The 17,147-nt window shown below is 66.2% G+C and carries 19 protein-coding genes; 7 read left to right on the top strand and 12 right to left on the bottom strand.

Annotated elements, in window-relative coordinates:
• Window positions 1-22: 22 nt before the first annotated feature.
• The gene (locus IEX24_RS16660; protein WP_188680277.1) at window positions 23-2,209 is read right to left on the bottom strand and encodes a glycosyltransferase family 39 protein; all 2,187 of its coding nucleotides are present in this window, start codon (window positions 2,207-2,209) and stop codon (window positions 23-25) included.
• The gene (locus IEX24_RS16655; protein WP_188680275.1) at window positions 2,209-3,477 is read right to left on the bottom strand and encodes a bifunctional glycosyltransferase family 2/GtrA family protein; all 1,269 of its coding nucleotides are present in this window, start codon (window positions 3,475-3,477) and stop codon (window positions 2,209-2,211) included. The genes IEX24_RS16660 and IEX24_RS16655 overlap by 1 nt, the downstream gene beginning before the upstream one ends.
• Before the next feature lie 164 nt (window positions 3,478-3,641).
• On the opposite strand from IEX24_RS16655, the gene IEX24_RS16650 reads away from it, so the two are divergent.
• From IEX24_RS16650 to IEX24_RS16640, 3 genes are read left to right on the top strand one after another with little or no spacing between them, the layout of a single operon-like run.
• Window positions 3,642-4,418, top strand: a complete 777-nt coding sequence (locus tag IEX24_RS16650) for a FadR/GntR family transcriptional regulator (RefSeq protein WP_188680273.1) — start codon at window positions 3,642-3,644, stop codon at window positions 4,416-4,418.
• Window positions 4,411-5,673: an alpha-hydroxy acid oxidase gene (locus IEX24_RS16645; RefSeq protein ID WP_188680271.1), complete on the top strand. Its 1,263-nt coding sequence runs from the start codon at window positions 4,411-4,413 to the stop codon at window positions 5,671-5,673. Before IEX24_RS16650 ends, IEX24_RS16645 begins: the two co-directional genes overlap by 8 nt.
• Window positions 5,674-5,706: 33 nt before the next feature.
• Window positions 5,707-6,228, top strand: a complete 522-nt coding sequence (locus IEX24_RS16640; protein WP_188680269.1) for a helix-turn-helix domain-containing protein — start codon at window positions 5,707-5,709, stop codon at window positions 6,226-6,228.
• Here IEX24_RS16640 and IEX24_RS16635 read toward each other — a convergent pair.
• Window positions 6,225-6,557, bottom strand: coding sequence for a winged helix-turn-helix transcriptional regulator (locus tag IEX24_RS16635; RefSeq protein ID WP_229715485.1), 333 nt, complete (start codon window positions 6,555-6,557; stop codon window positions 6,225-6,227). The genes IEX24_RS16640 and IEX24_RS16635 overlap by 4 nt on opposite strands.
• 225 nt (window positions 6,558-6,782) lie before the next feature.
• Here IEX24_RS16635 and IEX24_RS16630 point away from each other — a divergent pair, with 225 nt between their 5' ends.
• The gene (locus IEX24_RS16630) at window positions 6,783-7,652 is read left to right on the top strand and encodes an SDR family oxidoreductase (protein ID WP_188680265.1); all 870 of its coding nucleotides are present in this window, start codon (window positions 6,783-6,785) and stop codon (window positions 7,650-7,652) included.
• Between the two features lie 26 nt (window positions 7,653-7,678).
• On the opposite strand, the gene IEX24_RS19880 is transcribed toward IEX24_RS16630, so the two are convergent.
• Window positions 7,679-7,810: a hypothetical protein gene (locus IEX24_RS19880; RefSeq protein WP_268236277.1), complete on the bottom strand. Its 132-nt coding sequence runs from the start codon at window positions 7,808-7,810 to the stop codon at window positions 7,679-7,681.
• Between the two features lie 47 nt (window positions 7,811-7,857).
• On the opposite strand from IEX24_RS19880, the gene IEX24_RS16625 reads away from it, so the two are divergent.
• Window positions 7,858-8,640 (top strand): class I SAM-dependent methyltransferase, encoded by a 783-nt coding sequence (locus IEX24_RS16625; RefSeq protein WP_188680263.1) that lies wholly within the window; start codon window positions 7,858-7,860, stop codon window positions 8,638-8,640.
• Between the two features lie 63 nt (window positions 8,641-8,703).
• Here the strand turns inward: IEX24_RS16625 and IEX24_RS16620 are convergent, their stop codons facing one another.
• The 4 genes from IEX24_RS16620 to IEX24_RS16605 form a co-directional block, all read right to left on the bottom strand.
• On the bottom strand, window positions 8,704-8,955 hold the full coding sequence (locus IEX24_RS16620; protein ID WP_188680261.1) for a hypothetical protein: 252 nt from the start codon (window positions 8,953-8,955) through the stop codon (window positions 8,704-8,706).
• A 97-nt stretch (window positions 8,956-9,052) separates the two neighbouring features.
• Complete coding sequence (locus IEX24_RS16615) at window positions 9,053-9,925, bottom strand: aldo/keto reductase (RefSeq protein ID WP_188680259.1); 873 nt, start codon at window positions 9,923-9,925, stop codon at window positions 9,053-9,055.
• Between the two features lie 56 nt (window positions 9,926-9,981).
• Window positions 9,982-10,500: a MarR family winged helix-turn-helix transcriptional regulator gene (locus IEX24_RS16610; protein ID WP_188680257.1), complete on the bottom strand. Its 519-nt coding sequence runs from the start codon at window positions 10,498-10,500 to the stop codon at window positions 9,982-9,984.
• Window positions 10,501-10,636: 136 nt separating this feature from the next.
• The gene (locus IEX24_RS16605; RefSeq protein WP_188680255.1) at window positions 10,637-11,035 is read right to left on the bottom strand and encodes a winged helix-turn-helix transcriptional regulator; all 399 of its coding nucleotides are present in this window, start codon (window positions 11,033-11,035) and stop codon (window positions 10,637-10,639) included.
• Between the two features lie 88 nt (window positions 11,036-11,123).
• Here IEX24_RS16605 and IEX24_RS16600 point away from each other — a divergent pair, with 88 nt between their 5' ends.
• The gene (locus tag IEX24_RS16600; RefSeq protein ID WP_188680253.1) at window positions 11,124-11,759 is read left to right on the top strand and encodes a malonic semialdehyde reductase; all 636 of its coding nucleotides are present in this window, start codon (window positions 11,124-11,126) and stop codon (window positions 11,757-11,759) included.
• Window positions 11,760-11,800: 41 nt separating this feature from the next.
• On the opposite strand, the gene IEX24_RS16595 is transcribed toward IEX24_RS16600, so the two are convergent.
• Genes IEX24_RS16595 through IEX24_RS16585 form a run of 3 tightly spaced genes read right to left on the bottom strand, consistent with a single transcriptional unit; the run spans window position 11,801 to window position 15,575 of the window.
• Window positions 11,801-12,622 (bottom strand): alpha/beta fold hydrolase, encoded by an 822-nt coding sequence (locus IEX24_RS16595; RefSeq protein WP_203586042.1) that lies wholly within the window; start codon window positions 12,620-12,622, stop codon window positions 11,801-11,803.
• On the bottom strand, window positions 12,619-14,997 hold the full coding sequence (locus tag IEX24_RS16590) for an MMPL family transporter (protein ID WP_188680251.1): 2,379 nt from the start codon (window positions 14,995-14,997) through the stop codon (window positions 12,619-12,621). Before IEX24_RS16590 ends, IEX24_RS16595 begins: the two co-directional genes overlap by 4 nt.
• Complete coding sequence (locus tag IEX24_RS16585) at window positions 14,997-15,575, bottom strand: EXPERA domain-containing protein (RefSeq protein ID WP_188680249.1); 579 nt, start codon at window positions 15,573-15,575, stop codon at window positions 14,997-14,999. The genes IEX24_RS16590 and IEX24_RS16585 overlap by 1 nt, the downstream gene beginning before the upstream one ends.
• Before the next feature lie 134 nt (window positions 15,576-15,709).
• On the opposite strand from IEX24_RS16585, the gene IEX24_RS16580 reads away from it, so the two are divergent.
• Complete coding sequence (locus tag IEX24_RS16580; RefSeq protein WP_188680247.1) at window positions 15,710-16,195, top strand: nucleoside deaminase; 486 nt, start codon at window positions 15,710-15,712, stop codon at window positions 16,193-16,195.
• A 169-nt stretch (window positions 16,196-16,364) separates the two neighbouring features.
• Here the strand turns inward: IEX24_RS16580 and IEX24_RS16575 are convergent, their stop codons facing one another.
• The gene (locus IEX24_RS16575; protein ID WP_188680245.1) at window positions 16,365-17,021 is read right to left on the bottom strand and encodes a dihydrofolate reductase family protein; all 657 of its coding nucleotides are present in this window, start codon (window positions 17,019-17,021) and stop codon (window positions 16,365-16,367) included.
• Window positions 17,022-17,147: the final 126 nt, after the last annotated feature.

Genomic DNA, 17,147 nt, shown 5'->3' with positions numbered 1-17,147 from the left:
GCGGGCGAAAACCCGAAAGGCGTCAGCTTGTGGCGGCCGCGGTGGGAGACGTCAGGTCGTAGAGGGTGGTGCCGTCGACGGTTTGGGCGGTGAAGTGGGAAGTGACCCAGCTGCTGATCTCCGACGAGACCGAACTGCCGCCGTTGGGTGTGCCGATGGAACCCGACGAGATGAAATAGTGAATCTTGCCCTGCGCCACGTAAAGCTCGAACTGCTCGAGAGTGGGTGAGGGGTCGCTTCCGTTGAACCCGCCGATGGGCATGACCGCGGCCTGGCTGGCCAGCTGGTAGCTCGCGGCGTTCTGCGAGCCGACAGCGGCCGCCGCCCAGGTGTAGCTCGCGGCGTCTGCGGCGAGGAGCGCGCTGACCTGCGAACTGACGGTTGCGCCGCCGAGCAGGCCGCCACCGCCACCACCACCGAAGCCGCCGCGAGTACCTGCGCCGCCGGTCGATCCGGTGCCCAAGCCACCCGTCGTTCCTGTGCCGCCCGTCGTGCCGGCGCCAGCCACGCCGTTCGCTCCGCCCGTCGTACCCGTACCGGTACCGGTACCACCCGCGCCCTGACCACCCGCGGCCGGCTGGCCGAGGCCCGCGGGCGGAGTTCCGCCGCGCGTTGCAGCCCCGCCGCCCTGCCGGATGCCCGTTCCGCCACCTCCGCGGCCGAAACCGCCGCCGCCGCCGAAGCCCGTCGACGATGCCACCGCGGGCCCTGCGGTCACGATCGACCCGGTGTGCCCAGTCGAGATGGTCTGCAGCGTGTAGGCGGTCGGCGCGAGCAGTGCCGCAACGAGCGTGACCACCACCGTCGTGATGCGCAGCGACGGCAGCCTCCACCGCATCACCAGCAGCCCGGCCGCCACGATCGACAGCACCAGCACAACGAACTTCAGCCACGGCAGCCAGTCGGTGGCTCGGGTCAGCAGTGCGAACGCCCAGATTCCCGTCGTCAGTATCAGGGCGGCAGAGAGCAGGCGCGCCCAGAGATACCGTCTGGTGTTCCAGAGCATGATGGCGCCGGCGCCCACGAGGCCCGCGACAGCCGGTGCGAGAGCCACGGTGTAGTACGCGTGAAAGATGCCCGCCATGAAACTGAACAGCAACCCGGTGAGAACCAGCCAACCACCGAACATGATGAAGAGGGCTCGCCGAGCATCCGTTCGCCTCTGCCTGCGCAGCAGAACGAACGACACGAGCATGAGCACAAGTGCGGCGGGAATGAGCCAGGCGATCTGGCCGCCGAATTCGCCGTCGAGCAGGCGCGTGATTCCGGTAGCGCCCCACTGGCCGCCGCCCAGTGCTGTGCCGCCGCCGGTTACGCTGCCGGTTTCGGCGCCGGTGAGCCGGCCGAATCCGTTGTAGCCGAAGGTCAGCTCGAGAAAGTCGTTGTTCTGCGAACCGCCCACGTACGGCCGCATCGAGGCGGGCACGAGTTCGACGAGCGCCACCCACCAGCCGGCCGAAACGATGACGGCGGCCAGCGCGCCCAGCAGATGCAGCAACCGCTTGCCGAACTTCACGGGCGACGCCCAGGCATAGGCGACGGCAAGTGGCGGCAGAATCACGAAAGCCTGCAGTTGCTTGGTGAGAAAGCCGAAGCCCACCATGGCCCCGGCGAGCAGCAACCATTTCAGCTTTCCGCTTTCGATGGCACGCAGAGTGAAATACACCGAGGCCGTGAGCAGCAGCACGAGCAGAGCATCGGGGTTGTTGAACCGGAACATCAGGGCCGCAACCGGAGTGCTGGCGAGCACCCCACCGGCGAGCAACGCCGCACCCGGCGAGAAATGCCGCCGTACGATCACGTATACGAGAGCCACGGTGAGCACGCCCATCAGCGCCTCTGGCAGCAGAATCGACCACGAACTGAGGCCGAAAAGGCGTACCGAGAGCGCCATGATCCAGAGGCTCGCGGGCGGTTTGTCGACCGTGATGGAGTTACCGGCGTCAGACGAACCGTATAAGAACGCCTCCCAGTTCTGCGAACCGGCCTGTACAGCCGCCGAATAGAACTCGTTGGCGTAGCCGCTCACCGAGAGGTTCCAGAGGTAGGCAACGGCCGTCACCACGAGTAGCCCGAGCATCGCCGGGCGCTCCCGCACGCGGTTCGTGGCCTTGCCGCGAATCAGCGAACGGCCGAGGCTCCGGATGCGCCCACCATCTGCCGCGGGCCGACCGGCCGCAGCGGGTCGCGCAAGAGTGCTGCTGGTCATCAGGCGGCGCTCGCTTTCTGGTTCGAAGAATTCTGGGGCTCTTGACCCGATGTGAGGGAGAGGTTCGAGACCACTGGCGTCACGGGTTTGGGTGACCGAAATACCCAGCGCCGCAACATCACGAACCGCAGAACGGTGGCAACGAGGTTCGCCACGGTCAACACGACGAGCTCGATGACGGTGCCGGCGTTCGGCGCGAACGCGTTCAGCGCTACCAATGAGCCCGAGGTGATCGCCCAGGCGATCGCAAAGACAATCAGGCCCTGAAACTGCTGAAGCGCTGCGCGTTCGGGCCCTCGAATAGCGAATGTAAAGCGGCGATTCGCCCAGGTGTTCGCGATGGTGGTGAGCAGAAGCGCGGCGAAATTGCCGCCCTGGGCCCCGAGAAGACCCTGAAACGCCAGATAGAGCAGTGCGTAAACCACGGTCGACAGCCCGCCGACGATACAGAATCGCACGACCTGCCCCAAGAATGACGGCCTCGCCACCCGCCCGATCGGCGAGCGCCCCAGCTCGGCGTACACCGACTGCACCGGAATGACGCCCCGAGCAAGGTCGCGCGCCACCCGAAACACCCCGCGCAGGTCTTGCTTGATCGTAGGTACGATGTCGACGCGGGAGTCGAGGTCGTCGATCCAGTCGACGGGAACCTCGTGGATGCGCAGCCCCGAGCGCTGCGCGATGACGAGCAACTCGGTGTCGAAGAACCAGGCGTCGTCGTGAACGAGCGGCACAAGCACCGCCGCGACGTCAGAGCGAATCGCCTTGAAGCCACACTGTGCGTCTGAGAAGCTGACCCCGAGCATCCCGTGCAGCAGCACGTTGTACGAGCGCGAGATGAATTCGCGTTTGCCGCCGCGCACGACCCGTGACGAGCGAGAAAGCCTCGTGCCGATTGCAATGTCTGAGTGCCCCGAGAGCAGCGGAGCGACAAGCGGTGGCAGCGCGGCGAGATCAGTCGACAGGTCGACATCGACATAGGCGAGCACCTGGGCCTTAGACGAGCCCCAGGCGAGTTTGAGTGCGTGGCCGCGGCCCTTGCGAAGAGTGTGAATGACGCGAACCTCAGCGAATTCGGTGGCCAGAGCATCCGCGATCTCGGGCGTGCGATCGGTGCTGGCGTTGTCAGCGATGGTGACCTGCCACGGCACCGACATCGCTTCGGCGAGGTAGGCGGTCAGTCGGCGGATGCTCGACTCGAGAGCGACCTGCTCGTTGTACACAGGCACCACCACGTCGAGGGCGAGAGAGCTCTGTTGCGGGTTCATGAAGATACTCTCGCTGGCTTGCCTCCGCGCGCTCTTTTGTTTGCCTATGAGCCTGCTATGACATTTGCGCGGCCACGGTGCGGCGGTGACATTGTCATCGTGTCGGCAGTGAGGTAACCTGTGGTCATACCACATGGTCTGACCACAGGATTGGATGCTCGCTCGTGACCACCACGGCACCCCACACTCGCGCGTGGCAAGACGTGCTCGCCCACATCGAGCAGCGCCTCCTCGACGGCAGCTTGCTGCCCGGCGATCACTTGCCGTCAGAGCGCACGCTCGCGGCAGATCTCGGCGTGGGCCGCTCGTCGGTGCGCGAAGCCCTGCGCGTTCTCGAGGTACTCGGGCTGCTGCGTACTCACACGGGTTCGGGCCCCGAGTCTGGAGCCATCATCATTGCGCGCCCCTCCGGCGGAATGTCATCTCTGATGCGCCTCCAGGTCGCGGCTCAGGGCTTTCGCGTCGAAGATGTGGTGAGTACGCGTCTTATTCTCGAGACCGCGGTCGCCGGTCAGCTCGCCGAAGCTGTGGCAGGCGACCGGATGCCCGACCTCCTGCCCGCGCTCGAAATACTCGACGCGATGGAGGTAGCCCCGCAGCCCGCCGAGCCCCCCACCCCGACGGAGTTTCTCGCTCTCGACGCGCAGTTTCATTTCTCGCTCGCCATGGCCACCGGCAACGAAGTCATCGCCGCCACCATGAGCGGCCTGCGCAGCTCCATCGAGAGCTACTCCACCGCCGGCGTTGCGAATCTCGAGTCATGGGCCGCTACCTCGGCACGCCTGATGGGCGAGCACCGCGCCATCATCGCTGCGATCGAGTCGGGCGATCCCGGCGCCGCCCGAGCGAGCGTCGAGGGCCACATCACCCAGTACTACGCCGAGGCCGGATTCGGCCGGCCCGAACATCCATTCACCCCGAAAGGCCCCCACCATGGTTGACCGCAGAATTCCGAAAGTTCGAGACCTCGCCCCGCTGATGCAGTTCAAGGCGCCCGACCTGAACGCGAAAAGGCGCCGCCTCGAATCGGCACTCACCATCGCCGACCTGCGCAAAATCGCCATGCGTCGCACCCCGAAGGCGGCCTTCGACTACACCGAGGGTGCCGCCGAGGGCGAAATCAGCATGGCACGGGCACGTCAGGCGTTCGAAGACATTCAGTTCAACCCCGCCATTCTGCGCGACGTCTCGAAGGTCAGCACGGGCTGGAACGTGCTCGGCGCCCCCGTTTCAATGCCGTTCGGCATCGCTCCCACGGGGTTCACGCGCATGATGCAGACCGAGGGTGAAATCGCGGGCGCGGGCGCAGCCGGTGCGGCGGGCATCCCGTTCTCGCTGTCGACCATGGGTACCACGGCCATCGAAGACGTGAAGGCGGCCAACCCGAACGGCCGAAACTGGTTTCAGCTGTACATGTGGAAAGACCGCGACCGCTCAATGGCTCTGGTCGACAGGGCAGCGGCGGCTGGTTTCGACACCCTGCTCGTGACGGTCGATGTTCCGGTGGCCGGTGCGCGCCTGCGTGACAAGCGCAACGGATTCTCGATTCCGCCGCAGCTCACTCTCGGCACCGTCGTGAACGCCCTACCGCGGCCCGAGTGGTGGGTCAATTTTCTCACCACCGAGCCCCTCGCCTTCGCCTCGCTCGACCGCTGGTCGGGCACGGTCGGCGAGCTGCTCGACTCGATGTTCGACCCCACGGTGACCTTCGACGACCTGGCCTGGATCAAGGCTCAATGGCCCGGCAAGGTGGTGGTGAAGGGTGTGCAGAATGTTCAGGATGCCCGAAAACTCGCCGATCTCGGAGTCGACGGCATCGTGCTCTCGAACCACGGAGGGCGCCAGCTCGATCGTGCGCCCATTCCCTTCCACCTGCTGCCCGACGTGGTTCGCGAGGTCGGATCTGAGTATGAAGTGCACCTCGACACGGGCATCATGTCGGGTGCTGACATCGTGGCGGCCGTCGCGCTCGGCGCGCGGTTCACGCTCGTCGGCCGTGCGTACCTCTACGGCCTGATGGCCGGCGGGCGCGGGGGGGTCGACCGCATGATTCAGATTCTCGGCGAGCAGATCGTTCGCACGATGCGCTTGCTCGGCGTGAACTCGCTCGAAGAGCTCACGCCCGAGCACGTGACGCAGCTCGAGCGACTCGTTCCGCGGGCGCGGGCGGCAGCCGCGGAGCGCGCAGCGGTCTGACCCCGCGCCGTTTTTCGGCGCTATCGTGAGACCATGCCCGCATTGAACGAACGCGCTACCGAGGCGCTCGGGGCGACCGAAGCGGCTCGGCTCGGGGTGGCGCTGCAGAGCATCCGGCAGCCATCGAATGCCGCGGGCAGTGCCGGTGCCGCGGTCGCATCGTCGGGCGGGGCGGAGCCCGCCTCACCACCCGACGCCGGCTTTGCGCTGACGGTGGGCGGCACGCGCGTGTCACTGGGCGGCGAGGCCGGCGCGGCGGTGCTCGACCTGCTGCAGCGCCTCGCCGACGGGCACGCCGTCGTGGTGGCCTCGACCGACAGCCTGCTCACCACCTCGCAAGCCGCCGAGCTCATCGGCATTTCGGCCACCTACCTGCTGCGGCTCGCGAACAACGGGGTCATTGCGGTGGAGTATCGCGGCACTCACCGGCGCTTTCGTCTCGCCGACGCCACTGCGTACCTCGAGAAATCGCGGCAGGCGGCGGCTGCGAAATCGGCTCAGCAGCCCGAAGCCCTCGCACCCGAGTCACGACACCCCGACGAGCAGGCGCCTTAGCGATCGCGCGACACGATCTGCGCCGCGTTCTGCGTCACCCACGTCAGCAACGGAATGAGTCGCTCACACAGGTCACGCCCGAGCTCGGTGAGCTGGTAGTCGACGCGCGGCGGAATCGTGCCCTGCACAGTGCGCAGCACCAACCCGTCACCCTCGAGCACGCGGAGCGTCTGGGCGAGCATCTTTTCGCTGATTCCGTCGATGGTTCGGCGCAGTTCTCCCCAGCGCAGGCTGTCATCTGACAGCGCAACGATGATCAGCACGCCCCATTTGCTTGTGATGTGATCGAGCACCGCGCGACTCGGGCAGACCGCCGAGAACACGTTCATCTCCAAATCGGCCGGCCACTCCGGGCCCAGCACACCAGCGACTCGCTCGCGCGCCGCCATCGCAGGCACCGTCGAAGTCGTCGAACCGGTCAGAGTCTCCGCCATAGTCGTCACAGTAAGTAACTTACCAAATAGTGGGTACCCTCCGTTGGGAAGTACGCTGGCAGCACCGCGGTTCACTTCATTGAACCCCGCGCCCCGCGCGCCAGACGAAAGAGACAAGACATGACAGATTCAACCCCCACCATCGTCGTCACCGGAGCAACCGGCGGCCTCGGCCGAGGCGCCGTCGACGCCCTGCTCGCCCGCGGCGTCGACCCGGCCAGCATCGTGGCTGCCGGCCGCAACCCATCGAAAGTGGATGCCCTGCAGCCCCTCGGCGTTCGCACCGCGGTCATCGACTTCACCGACCCCGCCTCACTCGCCGCCGCCTTCGAAGGCGCCGACACCCTCGTGCTCGTTTCGGCGAGCGAACCGGGGCAGCGGGTGCAGCAGCACATCAACGCCATCGACGCCGCGAAGGCAGCGGGCGTCACCCACATCGTCTACACCAGCGCCCCCCACGCCGACTCGAGCGCGCTCATCTTGGCGCCGGAGCACAAGGCGACTGAAGAATACCTGCAGGCATCCGGAGTCACGAACACTATTCTGCGCAACAACTGGTACAACGAGAACTACGAACGCGCGCTGCCGCAGATCGCGGCCACCGGCGTCTACCTCGCGAGCACGGGCGACGGCCGTGTCGCCAGCGCCTCACGCCTCGACTACGCAGAAGCGATCGCCGTTGTGCTGACTTCGCCCGAGACCGCCGGCGTCGTCTACGAGCTGAACGGCGACGTCGCCTGGACCGGAAGCGATTTCGCGAACACGCTCACCGACGTTCTCGGCCGCGACGTTCACTACGAATCGGTCTCGACCGAAGACCACGTTGCGGCCCTCAGCGCCGCCGGTCTCGACGCGGGAACCATCGGTTTTCTCACCGGGATCGACGCGAACATCGGCGACGGTCTGCTCGACTCGTCGGGCAACGATCTCTCACGTCTCCTCGGCCGGCCCACCACACCGCTGGCCGACACCCTGCGCACCTTCGTCTAAGGCGCAGGCGCGAGCAGCCGCCGCGGTCAGCCTTCGAGCAGCGACTTCAGTGTCGCCAAGTCGGAGGCGACCGTGGCCGAGTCGGCGTCGAACGCCTCTGCCGTGACGCCCGGTGCCGGGCACACGCTGATGTGACGCGAAGCAGCTGCACTTTCCATAACACTCATTCTGCGCGCCTCGACCGACACCGACTAGGGTCGAAATCATGGCACGCGACACCACCCATGCACTCTCTTTCGGCCAGAACGTCGGCGACTATGAACGAGGCCGCCCCGGCTACCCCGATGCAGCGGTTGAGTGGATGCTCGCCCAGAGCCAGCCCGGCAACTCCCCCTCTGACACCGAACCGACCTCCGGCGCAGCGCAGCTGGCGGTGGTCGACGTCGGCGCAGGAACCGGCAAGTTCACCTCCTCGCTCGTCGCCCGCGGGCTCGAGGTGACCGCGGTCGAACCCGACTCGGTGATGCGCGCGAGCCTGATTCGCTCCTACCCCACCGTCACTGCGCTGCAGGGCACGGGTGAATCGATGCCGCTGCCCGATGCCAGCGCCGACCTCGTGACGTTTGCCCAGGCCTGGCACTGGGTTGATGTGCCTGAGGCATCGGCAGAGGTCGCCCGGGTACTGAAGCCCTCGGGCCGACTCGCTCTGATCTGGAACATTCGCGACCAGAGTGTCGACTGGGTCGCCCGGCTCGGCGAGATCATGGGCTCGTCGGCCGCTGAAGACTACGACAGCCTCACGCCTCCGGTCGGCGACGCACTCGAAACCGTGGAGCACGGCCAGTTCTTCTGGGACAACCCGATGAGCCGCGACCAGTTGCTCGCCATGATCACGTCACGCAGCTACATCATCGCCCTCGAGCCCGAGGCGCGTGCCGAACTGCTCGTGCGGGTCTGGCGCCTGCTCGACGAGCATCCACAGCTCGCCGGGCACGACACATACGTCATGCCGTATCAGACCCGGGTCACGCTGGCTCGCCGCGCCTGAACGGCGACCGAACCGAGCCGGCCGCCGCTAGCGGGCCACTCACCTGCCCGAGCTACGGGTGCGTCAGCTGAAATGCTTCTGCGCCTTTTTGCCGGCCTTCTTCGCTGCCTTTTCGGCAGCCTTCGTGGCGTCTGCAGTTGCCCGCTTCGCGCCCTTCACGGCGCGAACGCGGGCCTTCTTCACCTGAGGATCGTTCCAGAAGCTGTTGACAGCAGACGAGATCTCTTTGTAACGCGCCTTGCCCGCCTTGGCGCCCAGAACGTAGGCCAAGAAGGCGATGATGACAATGAAAACGAACGTGACTTTACCGCGCATGAAAATCTCCCATCAAATGTGTTGATTCAATACTGTGCTTTGGGGGCGTCGACCAAAACCCCCTTGACGCTCTGCGTCAGGCGACACCAACCCGTCGCTACTTGCCCACCTCGTCGAGCGTGGCGTACTCGTCGTCGCTCAGCTCAATGGCGGCAGCCGCGATGTTGTCTTCGACGTGCGCGACAGACGACGTGCCGGGAATCGGAAGTATCACCGGTGAACGGCGCAGCAGCCAGGCCAGCGCGAGCTGACTCGGTGTGCTGCCGTGCTCGGCTGAGATCTTCGCAAGCGGCGAACCGTCGCCCGCCAACTTGCCGGTGGCCAGCGGAAACCACGGGATGAACGCGATGCCGTTCGCCTCGGCATAGTTCAGCACCTCTTCGGCCTTGCGGTTGGTGAGGTTGAACATGTTCTGCACCGAGGCGATCTCGGCGACGGCCCTGGCCGCTTCGATCTGATCGACTGTCACCTCAGACAGCCCGATGTGCCGAACCTTGCCTTCGTCTTGCAGCTTCTTGATCTCGCCGATCTGGTCTTCGAGGGGCACCGTGGAGTCGATGCGGTGCAATTGCAGCAGATCGATGCGGTCGATCCCGAGGTTGCGGAGGTTCAGTTCGGTCTGCTGACGAAGGTATTCGGGGCGGCCGACGGGAGTCCACTCGTTCGGGCCTTGGCGCGTGAAACCCACCTTGGTGGCGATGGCAACGCCAGACGCGTACGGGTACAGCGCCTCTCGAATCAGCGCGTCGGTCACAAAGGGCCCGTAGGCGTCGGCGGTGTCGATGAGGTTCACGCCGAGCTCCACCGCGCGTCGAAGCACCGCTACCGCGCCGTCGTGATCGTCTGGCTCACCCCAGACTCCGTGCCCAGTGAGCTGCATCGTTCCGTAGCCGAGGCGGTTGACCCTGAGGTCGCCGCCGATGTCGAAGGTTCCTGCTGCAGCAGCGGGCAGAGTGGTTGTCGAACTCATAACGTCTTCTTCTTTCGTGTTCGGTTATCTGCCCTGCAACGCTACGCCGTTCGGGTTTATTCGTCGTGGGCCCAAAACGTGTTCTCGGGGTCGAGTCGGCCGAGCATCCGGCCCATGATTCTGTCGAGATCAGTGATGTCTGCGGGGGTGAGCGGGGTGATGACGGTGGCCAGAACGGTGTCGACATGCCCAGGGGCGGCTGTGCGAACTTTCTGCCAACCCTCAGCTGTGAGGGAGACGTTGATGGCGCGCCGATCGTCATCGGAGGGGCGGCGTTCGAGGTAACCCCGCGCTTCGAGTCGGCTGGCGACGTGCGACAGCCGGGGCAGAGTCGAATTGGTACGTACGGCCAGTTCTGACATTCGCAACGTGCGGTGTGGAGTCTCCGAGAGCATCGCCAGCGTGAAGTACTCGAAGTGCGTGAGCTCGGAGTCCCGCTGAAGTTGCGAATCGAGAACACCCGGCAGCAACTCCACCACAGCGATGAACTTCGTCCACGCGCTGAGCTCAGCGGGCGTCAGCCAGCGCTGGCTCGCAACGCCCGATCGCGCTTCGTTCTCCCCCGCTGGCACCATCAACCAAGTGTATTCGCGGTACGGCACGGGGCCACGGAATCCGCCGGGCGCATCCGGTGCCGCGCCCGCTTCGGTGCCTCGACAGCCGCGATCACCCTAGAGAGACAGCCACGACAGCCGCGAGCGCCCCAGAGCGCTAGTGGCTCGCCGACACCTCTTCGACACTGCGCGGCAGGTTCGCAGCAGCCCACGTGGTGAGCGCGCGAAGGGCCGGCTCGAGCGCCTCACCTGATGGCGCGAGGCGATACTCCACCGTCACCGGCGGCCCCGCCTCGACCGCGCGCTGAATGAGCCCGGCTTTCGCCAGTTCGCTGAGCCGCTCTGAGAGCACGGAGTCGCTGATACCGTGCACCGCGCGGCGCAGTTCGCTGAAGCTCGCGGGCCCATCAGACAGGGTGCCGATGATGACGCCGTTCCAGCGTTTGCCGAGAAAGCCGAATGCTCGAACCAGGGCGCCGTCACACGCTCGCGGCTCGTGCGCAGAGCCGCTCGCGGCCCCCGCGGGAGCGTCACTGACATTGTGAGCTTCGGACATACACAGACTCTACCAACATTCGCCGACCCGTGCTAGGTTGACATGAGTTACTTCGTTTTTACTAGCGACACATTCTTGAGGAGTCACCATGACCGAATTCGCTCCGTCTTCTGAGCTCGATGAGCCGGGCATCCTGAACCCGGTTGATGACACCGTGCTGGCCGCCATCTTCACCGAGGGGCGCACCGCCAATGCGTTCACCGACGCCCCTGTAACCGATGCTGAGCTCGAGAAGATCTGGGAGCTCGCTCGCTGGGCGCCCACCGCAGCCAACTTTCAGCCGCTTCGGGTGCTCTACGTGCAAACCTCAGAGGGTCGCGCCAAGCTCGTCGACCACATGAACGACGGCAACAAGGCCAAGACCGCAGCCGCGCCGGCCGTCGCCGTGCTCGCGCTCGATTCGCGCTTTCACACTCACCTGCCCGTTATTTCACCGAACCGCGCCGCATTCGTCGACGTTCTCGAGGCCAACGAAGAGCTACGCCAGGGCTCAGCCGAGTTCAACTCCGCGCTGCAGGCCGGCTACTTCATTCTCGCGGTGCGTGCGCTCGGGCTCGCGGCCGGCCCCATGGGCGGTTTCGACAAGACGGCCGTCGACAACGAGTTCTTCGAAGGCACCAGCTGGCGCTCGGTTCTCGTGGTGAACATCGGCCACCCCGCCGAAGACGCCTACCGCGACCGCCAGCCGCGCCTCGAGCACTCCGAAGTGCTGCGCTGGGCGTAGCCTCGGCGCGCACCGACCCGGCGGCAAGGGTGCGGGCGCTGCTATCGCGCCAGAAAGGCTGCGGCACGGCGCGGCCAGGTGCGAACATCCGCACTCGACTCTGAAATGACGAGCTCTGAGCCTGCGATGAGTTCGTGCAGCTTCTCAGCCGTCGACACCGGATGCCCGGGGTCGGTCGCCCACGCCATAATCAGTGTCGGCTGGGTGATGCCCGCGATCACCTCGTGCGGAGGCAGATCGGTCTGACCCGCACCCCGAAAAACAGCGGGCAGCAGGCTCAGATCGACATCGGGTTGCAGCCCGTAGCCCGGCACGTCGGCGAACACCGCGGGAAGCGGCGCGTCTTTCATGGCTGCGGCCAGCTCGTCGGGCGTGCCATGCTCGAACAGGTCGGCCATCGCTGCGTACATACGCACCTGAGTTGCCCGGGTCTGCCAGGCCGTCGACGGCGCGCTCAGCACGAGCCGGTCGAAGCGATTCGGCAGGTGGGTCACGGCGTGCAGCAGCGTGCCCGTTCCCATCGACAGACCGATGCCCGAAACGGGAGCCGACGGCGAGTAGTAGTCGGCGAGCGCGAGCAGGTCGAGCGCGAGATTCGGCCAGGTGTAGTCGGCCGGGTTGGTCGATCCGCTCGACTCACCGTGCCCGCGCGCGTCGTAGCTGATCAGCCGGCGATGGCCGCCGGGCGCCTCGGGCGAGCCGACGAGACGGTAGTCGCCGATGCCCGAACGGATGGTCGCCGCCCTGCTTTGCGATAGCCCGTGCGCGCTGATCGCCACGGGTAGGTCGTCAGCGCCGGAGTCGGTGACTCCGAGCTGCGCACCTCTGATGTCGAGCACTTTTGACGTGGGTGTAATGCTCACGGCGTCTCCTCCGTATCGCGAGCTTCTGGCTCGTGGCTTTCGGGCGCCGCGGGTGGCGCAGGCGCGGCAGGCGACGCAGGCGCGGCCACCGTCGCGACGGCGGCATGAGCACCCACTCCGGCGTGCACGAGATGCCGCGACCCCGACGACTTCGCCAGCTTCGACGGCCACCAGATGCGCGCCCCGATGTCGTACGACAGCGCCGGCACCACCAACGATCGCACCAAGAACGTATCGAGCAGCACCCCGAACGCCACGATGAACGCGATCTGCACCAAGAACAGAATCGGCACCACGCCGAGCGCCGCGAAGGTCGCCGCCAGAACGATTCCGGCCGACGTGATAACCCCGCCGGTGGCCGCGAGCCCGCGCAGAATGCCCGGTCTCGTGCCGTGCACCAGAGACTCCTCGCGCACCCGCGTCATCAAGAAGATGTTGTAGTCGACCCCGAGAGCCACTAAGAACACGAACCCGAACAACGGCACCGAGGGGTCTGCCCCCGGAAAGTCGAACACGTGGTTGAACACCACCGCCGAAATGCCGAGCGTCGCCGAATACGACAACACCACCGTGCCGATGAGCAGCAGCGGCGCCACAATGGCCCGAAGCAACAGCATCAGCACCACCAGAATCACCAGCAAGACGATCGGGATGATCGTGGCCAGGTCGCGCAACGCCGTCGTATTGGTGTCGAGCGCGAGCGCAGTGACACCGCCCACCAGAGAGCCGGGCGCCGACGTGGCGAGCTGGTCTCTGAGGCCGATGACTACCTGCTGGGCCGCATCCGAATCGGCCGCGTCGGTCAAGGTCGCCTCGATGAGCACCTGATCGTTCACCACGACGGGCGGAGGCGTGGTTGCCCCCGGTTGCGCCGGGGCTCCGCCCTGCGAGCCGGTGTAGACGAACGCATTCGTCAGCCCCGCCGTGCCGCTCACCGCACTCAGAGCGGCATCGGCCTCACCCTGCGGCGCGATGACGACCACCGGGCTACCGCTGCCGGCGTCATAGTGCTGGGCGAGCGCCTTCTGCCCGTCGACCGACTGCGATTGCGAGAGCAGCAGATCGGTTTGCGGCACCCCGCTGGCGCTCAATTGCAACAGACCGAGGCTGAAAAAGCCGAGCAGCAACACGGTCACGATCCAGACGACGCGCGGGCGCCGGGCGATCATCCGCCCCACCGCACCCCACAGGCCCGGGATGCGCGCCTGCTCGGCGAGCGGCCCGCCAGAGGCAGCGGCCCCGGCACTCGCGGTCGCAGCTGCCGAGACTCCGGTGGTCGCGCTACCGGTGGTCGCAGCATCCGCGCCGCCCGTCGAATGCGCAACCGCACCCGCAGCGGGCTGCGCGTCGAGCTTCGGCATGAACGGCCAGAACGCCGCGCGCCCGGCCAGCAGCAGCATGGCGGGCAGCGCCGTCATCGCCGCTAAGAACGAGAACGCGATGGCGATGGCCGCCACCGGCCCGAGCCCCTTGTTCGAATTGAGGTCGGAGAAGAGTAGACACAAGACGGCGAGGATGACCGTGGCCGCCGACGCCGCAACCGGCTCAGCAGCGCGCCGCAACGCAACCACCATCGCGGCCCACGCGCTCGGTTCGAACCGCAGCGCCTCCCGGTAACGCGAAACGATCAGCAGCGAATAGTCGGTAGCCGCGCCGATCGCCAGAATCGCGAGAATGCCACGGCTCTGCCCCGTCACCGTCACCCAGCCGGCCTTCGCCACCGCGTACACCAGCAGAATGCTGCCCGTCAGCGCAAACGCCGAGGTCAGCAACACAATCACGGGCAGCAGCAGCGAGCGGTACACGATCAGCAGAATCACGAACACCGCGGCGAGCGCCACGAGCAGCAGAATGCCGTCGATGCCCGCGAACCCGGCACCGAAGTCGGCTCCGAGGGCGGCCGGACCGGTGACGTACGAGGTGAGCCCCGGCGCCGGATCGGTCGTCAGCACGCTACGCATATCGGCGACCACGGTCGTGCCGTCTGCACTCGACGCCACCGCCACGAACGACTGCAGCGCGTGCCCGTCGGTCGACGGGACAGCGGGCGAGACGCTCTGTACGCCGTCGATCGCGGCGATGTCTTTCAGGTCTGCAGCCACCGCTGCCTGCTCGGCCGGCGTGATCGCCGCATCGCTCGTGTACAGCACGATCGCCGGCACCGTATCGGAGCCGAAGAACTGCGTCTCGAGCGACTGCACCTTCGTCGACTCGGCACTGGCCGGCAGGTACGAACTCTGGTCGTTGTTCGTGACCTCGCTGATGGTGCCGAACGTCGGGCCGCCCTGTGACGAAATGAAAATCCAGATGCCCACGACGACGAGCGGCAGCAGAATGCGTAGCCAGCGCGGCGGAATCGCCCTCAGCTTGGGCATCAGAACCTTCTCGCGAACGGCAGCGGCTTACGCATGCGAATAAGCAGCAGCAACGGAATCAGCACGTACGGCCCGTTGTAGAGCAAAAACACCCCCGGATGCGGCGTGCGCCACTCCACTTCGCCGAAGAACTCGACACCGAACACCACGATGCCGGTCAGCGCGACGATCATGGTGGCGTAGATCACGGCGGGCAGCTGAATCCAGTTCCACCGGCGAATGAACGCCAGAACGAGCAGCACGTAGAACGGCATGTACACGAACGCCGAAAGCCCCGTGACGATGCGCATCCAGAAGGGCGGGTGCAGAAAGAGCGGGTCGTTCATCGATGAGTACGCGTAATTCCACTGCGCCGGCAGAAACGACGAGTCGGGCGTCTGCGCAATACCGACCGTGGGAATCAGGTCGCTGATCAGGCACGTCACAAAGAAAATCGAGAAGAACACCACGAACACGATGTCGAACGGGCGCTGCCGCAACGGCAACGAGGCGGCTTTCGCTGGCCCGTGCTCTGGCGGCGCGGCGGGCGCGGCAGCGGTCGGGCTGGTCGTGGCGCTGGTTTCAGACACGTAGCTCATGCTACCCAGGCGAGTGGATGCCCGGCACTCCCCCGCGCGCATACGCCCAGCCCTTGACGTCAGCCCTTCCCGAGCATCCGTACCCCCGCGCACCCGCCCGAAAACGCCCCACGCAACCCCGTACCATTTCGTACATGACCACTGATCTCGCCGAATCTGACATCACCCTGCTGCGCGAAGCGATCGCCGTCTCGAAGAATGCCGTCGCCGCCGGAAACCACCCCTTCGGCGCCGTGCTGACCGACCCCTCAGGCGCCATCGTCTTGTCGGCCGAGAACACCGTCAACACCGCAAACGACTGCACTGGCCACGCCGAAACCAACCTCGTTCGCCTCGCCTGGCGGGAAATCGGCCCCGAACGCCTCGGCGACTACTCGCTCTACACGAGCTGCGAGCCCTGTGCCATGTGCTGCGGAGCCATCTACTGGTCGGGCATCAACCGCGTGGTCTTCGCCATGTCAGAGGCCGAACTCAATTCCCTCACCGGCGACAACCCCGAAAACCCCACCATGTCGCTCGACAGCCGCGTCGTTCTCAACGGCGGCCAGCGCGCCATCACCGTGCTCGGCCCCGCTATCTCGGCCGAGGCCATCGCAGCTCACGCCGGCTTCTGGGGCTAACCACCCCCGCCGCTCTTCCACGCCCCGGCTCCCCTCCCACGCGGCACCCGCTCCCGCTCCCGCTCGCGCTCCCGCTCCGAGGCTCACGCCAAGTGAGCCACCTGCGCCCCAACTGAGGTCGGTGCGACAACCGCCCCAGCGTCGCAATGACCTCACTCGGCGCGTGTCGTTAGGGCGAGAGAGGTTTGCGGGTGAAGGTGAGGTGCGTCACACCCGAGGGCGAACTCACCGCCTCGATGTCGTAACGCGACTCGATGCCCTCGAGGCCCTGCCAGAGGTTCTCGCCGCGGCCCAGGATGATCGGGGATACGACGAGGTGAAGGTGGTCTATGAGGTCGGCAGCGAGAAACTGCCGCACGGTGGCGACGCCGCCCCCGATGCGAACATCCAAATCGCCCGCCGCCTCACTCGCGAGCGCCAGCGCTTCGGCCGGGGTCGCATCGATGAAGTGGAAGGTGGTGCCGCCCTCCATCTCGAACGGCGGCCGGGGGTAGTGGGTGAGCACGAAGACGGGCGTGTGAAAGGGCGGGTTCTCGCCCCACCAGCCGCGCCATTCGGTGTCTGACCAGGGGCCGCGTTCGGGGCCGAACTTGTTGCGGCCCATGATCTCGGCGCCGATGCCGGTGGCCCAGGTACTGGCGAACGCTTCGTCGACGCCCGCGCTGCCGCCGGGTGCACCCTGCATCGCGCGAAACGTGCTCGTGCCCATGAACCACTGCATGAGGCGGCCGTCGGCGTGCCCGAACGGGGCTTCGAGGCTCTGCCCCGCGCCCGCGCCGTACCCGTCGAGCGACACCCCGAAGTTGTGTACCCGTACTCTTGTCACCAAAACCTCCGAAGCGTGCAGAACGTACCACTGACATTAGAGACATTCGCGCGCCGATGTCGAGAACCGGGCGGCCGCTCCGACTCACCAGCGAAACACCAAGAAGAAATACGTGAAGGAGTGAGT

The sequence above is a fragment of the Subtercola lobariae genome (assembly GCF_014640255.1).
Classification (GTDB): domain Bacteria; phylum Actinomycetota; class Actinomycetes; order Actinomycetales; family Microbacteriaceae; genus Subtercola; species Subtercola lobariae.
The sequence above is the reverse complement of the archived record's forward strand: the minus strand, read 5'-3'. Positions and strand labels throughout refer to the sequence as shown.

Coding starts and splice junctions, on each gene's coding strand:
- IEX24_RS16660 (WP_188680277.1), bottom strand. CDS start 2,209: ATGACCAGCAGCACTCTTGCGCGACCCGCTGCGGCCGGTCGGCCCGCG.
- IEX24_RS16635 (WP_229715485.1), bottom strand. CDS start 6,557: ATGAACGTGTTCTCGGCGGTCTGCCCGAGTCGCGCGGTGCTCGATCAC.
- IEX24_RS16600 (WP_188680253.1), top strand. CDS start 11,124: ATGACCGAATTCGCTCCGTCTTCTGAGCTCGATGAGCCGGGCATCCTG.
- IEX24_RS16605 (WP_188680255.1), bottom strand. CDS start 11,035: ATGTCCGAAGCTCACAATGTCAGTGACGCTCCCGCGGGGGCCGCGAGC.
- IEX24_RS16645 (WP_188680271.1), top strand. CDS start 4,411: ATGGTTGACCGCAGAATTCCGAAAGTTCGAGACCTCGCCCCGCTGATG.
- IEX24_RS16620 (WP_188680261.1), bottom strand. CDS start 8,955: ATGCGCGGTAAAGTCACGTTCGTTTTCATTGTCATCATCGCCTTCTTG.
- IEX24_RS16625 (WP_188680263.1), top strand. CDS start 7,858: ATGGCACGCGACACCACCCATGCACTCTCTTTCGGCCAGAACGTCGGC.
- IEX24_RS16610 (WP_188680257.1), bottom strand. CDS start 10,500: ATGGTGCCAGCGGGGGAGAACGAAGCGCGATCGGGCGTTGCGAGCCAG.
- IEX24_RS16630 (WP_188680265.1), top strand. CDS start 6,783: ATGACAGATTCAACCCCCACCATCGTCGTCACCGGAGCAACCGGCGGC.
- IEX24_RS16585 (WP_188680249.1), bottom strand. CDS start 15,575: ATGAGCTACGTGTCTGAAACCAGCGCCACGACCAGCCCGACCGCTGCC.
- IEX24_RS19880 (WP_268236277.1), bottom strand. CDS start 7,810: ATGGAAAGTGCAGCTGCTTCGCGTCACATCAGCGTGTGCCCGGCACCG.
- IEX24_RS16615 (WP_188680259.1), bottom strand. CDS start 9,925: ATGAGTTCGACAACCACTCTGCCCGCTGCTGCAGCAGGAACCTTCGAC.
- IEX24_RS16655 (WP_188680275.1), bottom strand. CDS start 3,477: ATGAACCCGCAACAGAGCTCTCTCGCCCTCGACGTGGTGGTGCCTGTG.
- IEX24_RS16640 (WP_188680269.1), top strand. CDS start 5,707: ATGCCCGCATTGAACGAACGCGCTACCGAGGCGCTCGGGGCGACCGAA.
- IEX24_RS16590 (WP_188680251.1), bottom strand. CDS start 14,997: ATGCCCAAGCTGAGGGCGATTCCGCCGCGCTGGCTACGCATTCTGCTG.
- IEX24_RS16580 (WP_188680247.1), top strand. CDS start 15,710: ATGACCACTGATCTCGCCGAATCTGACATCACCCTGCTGCGCGAAGCG.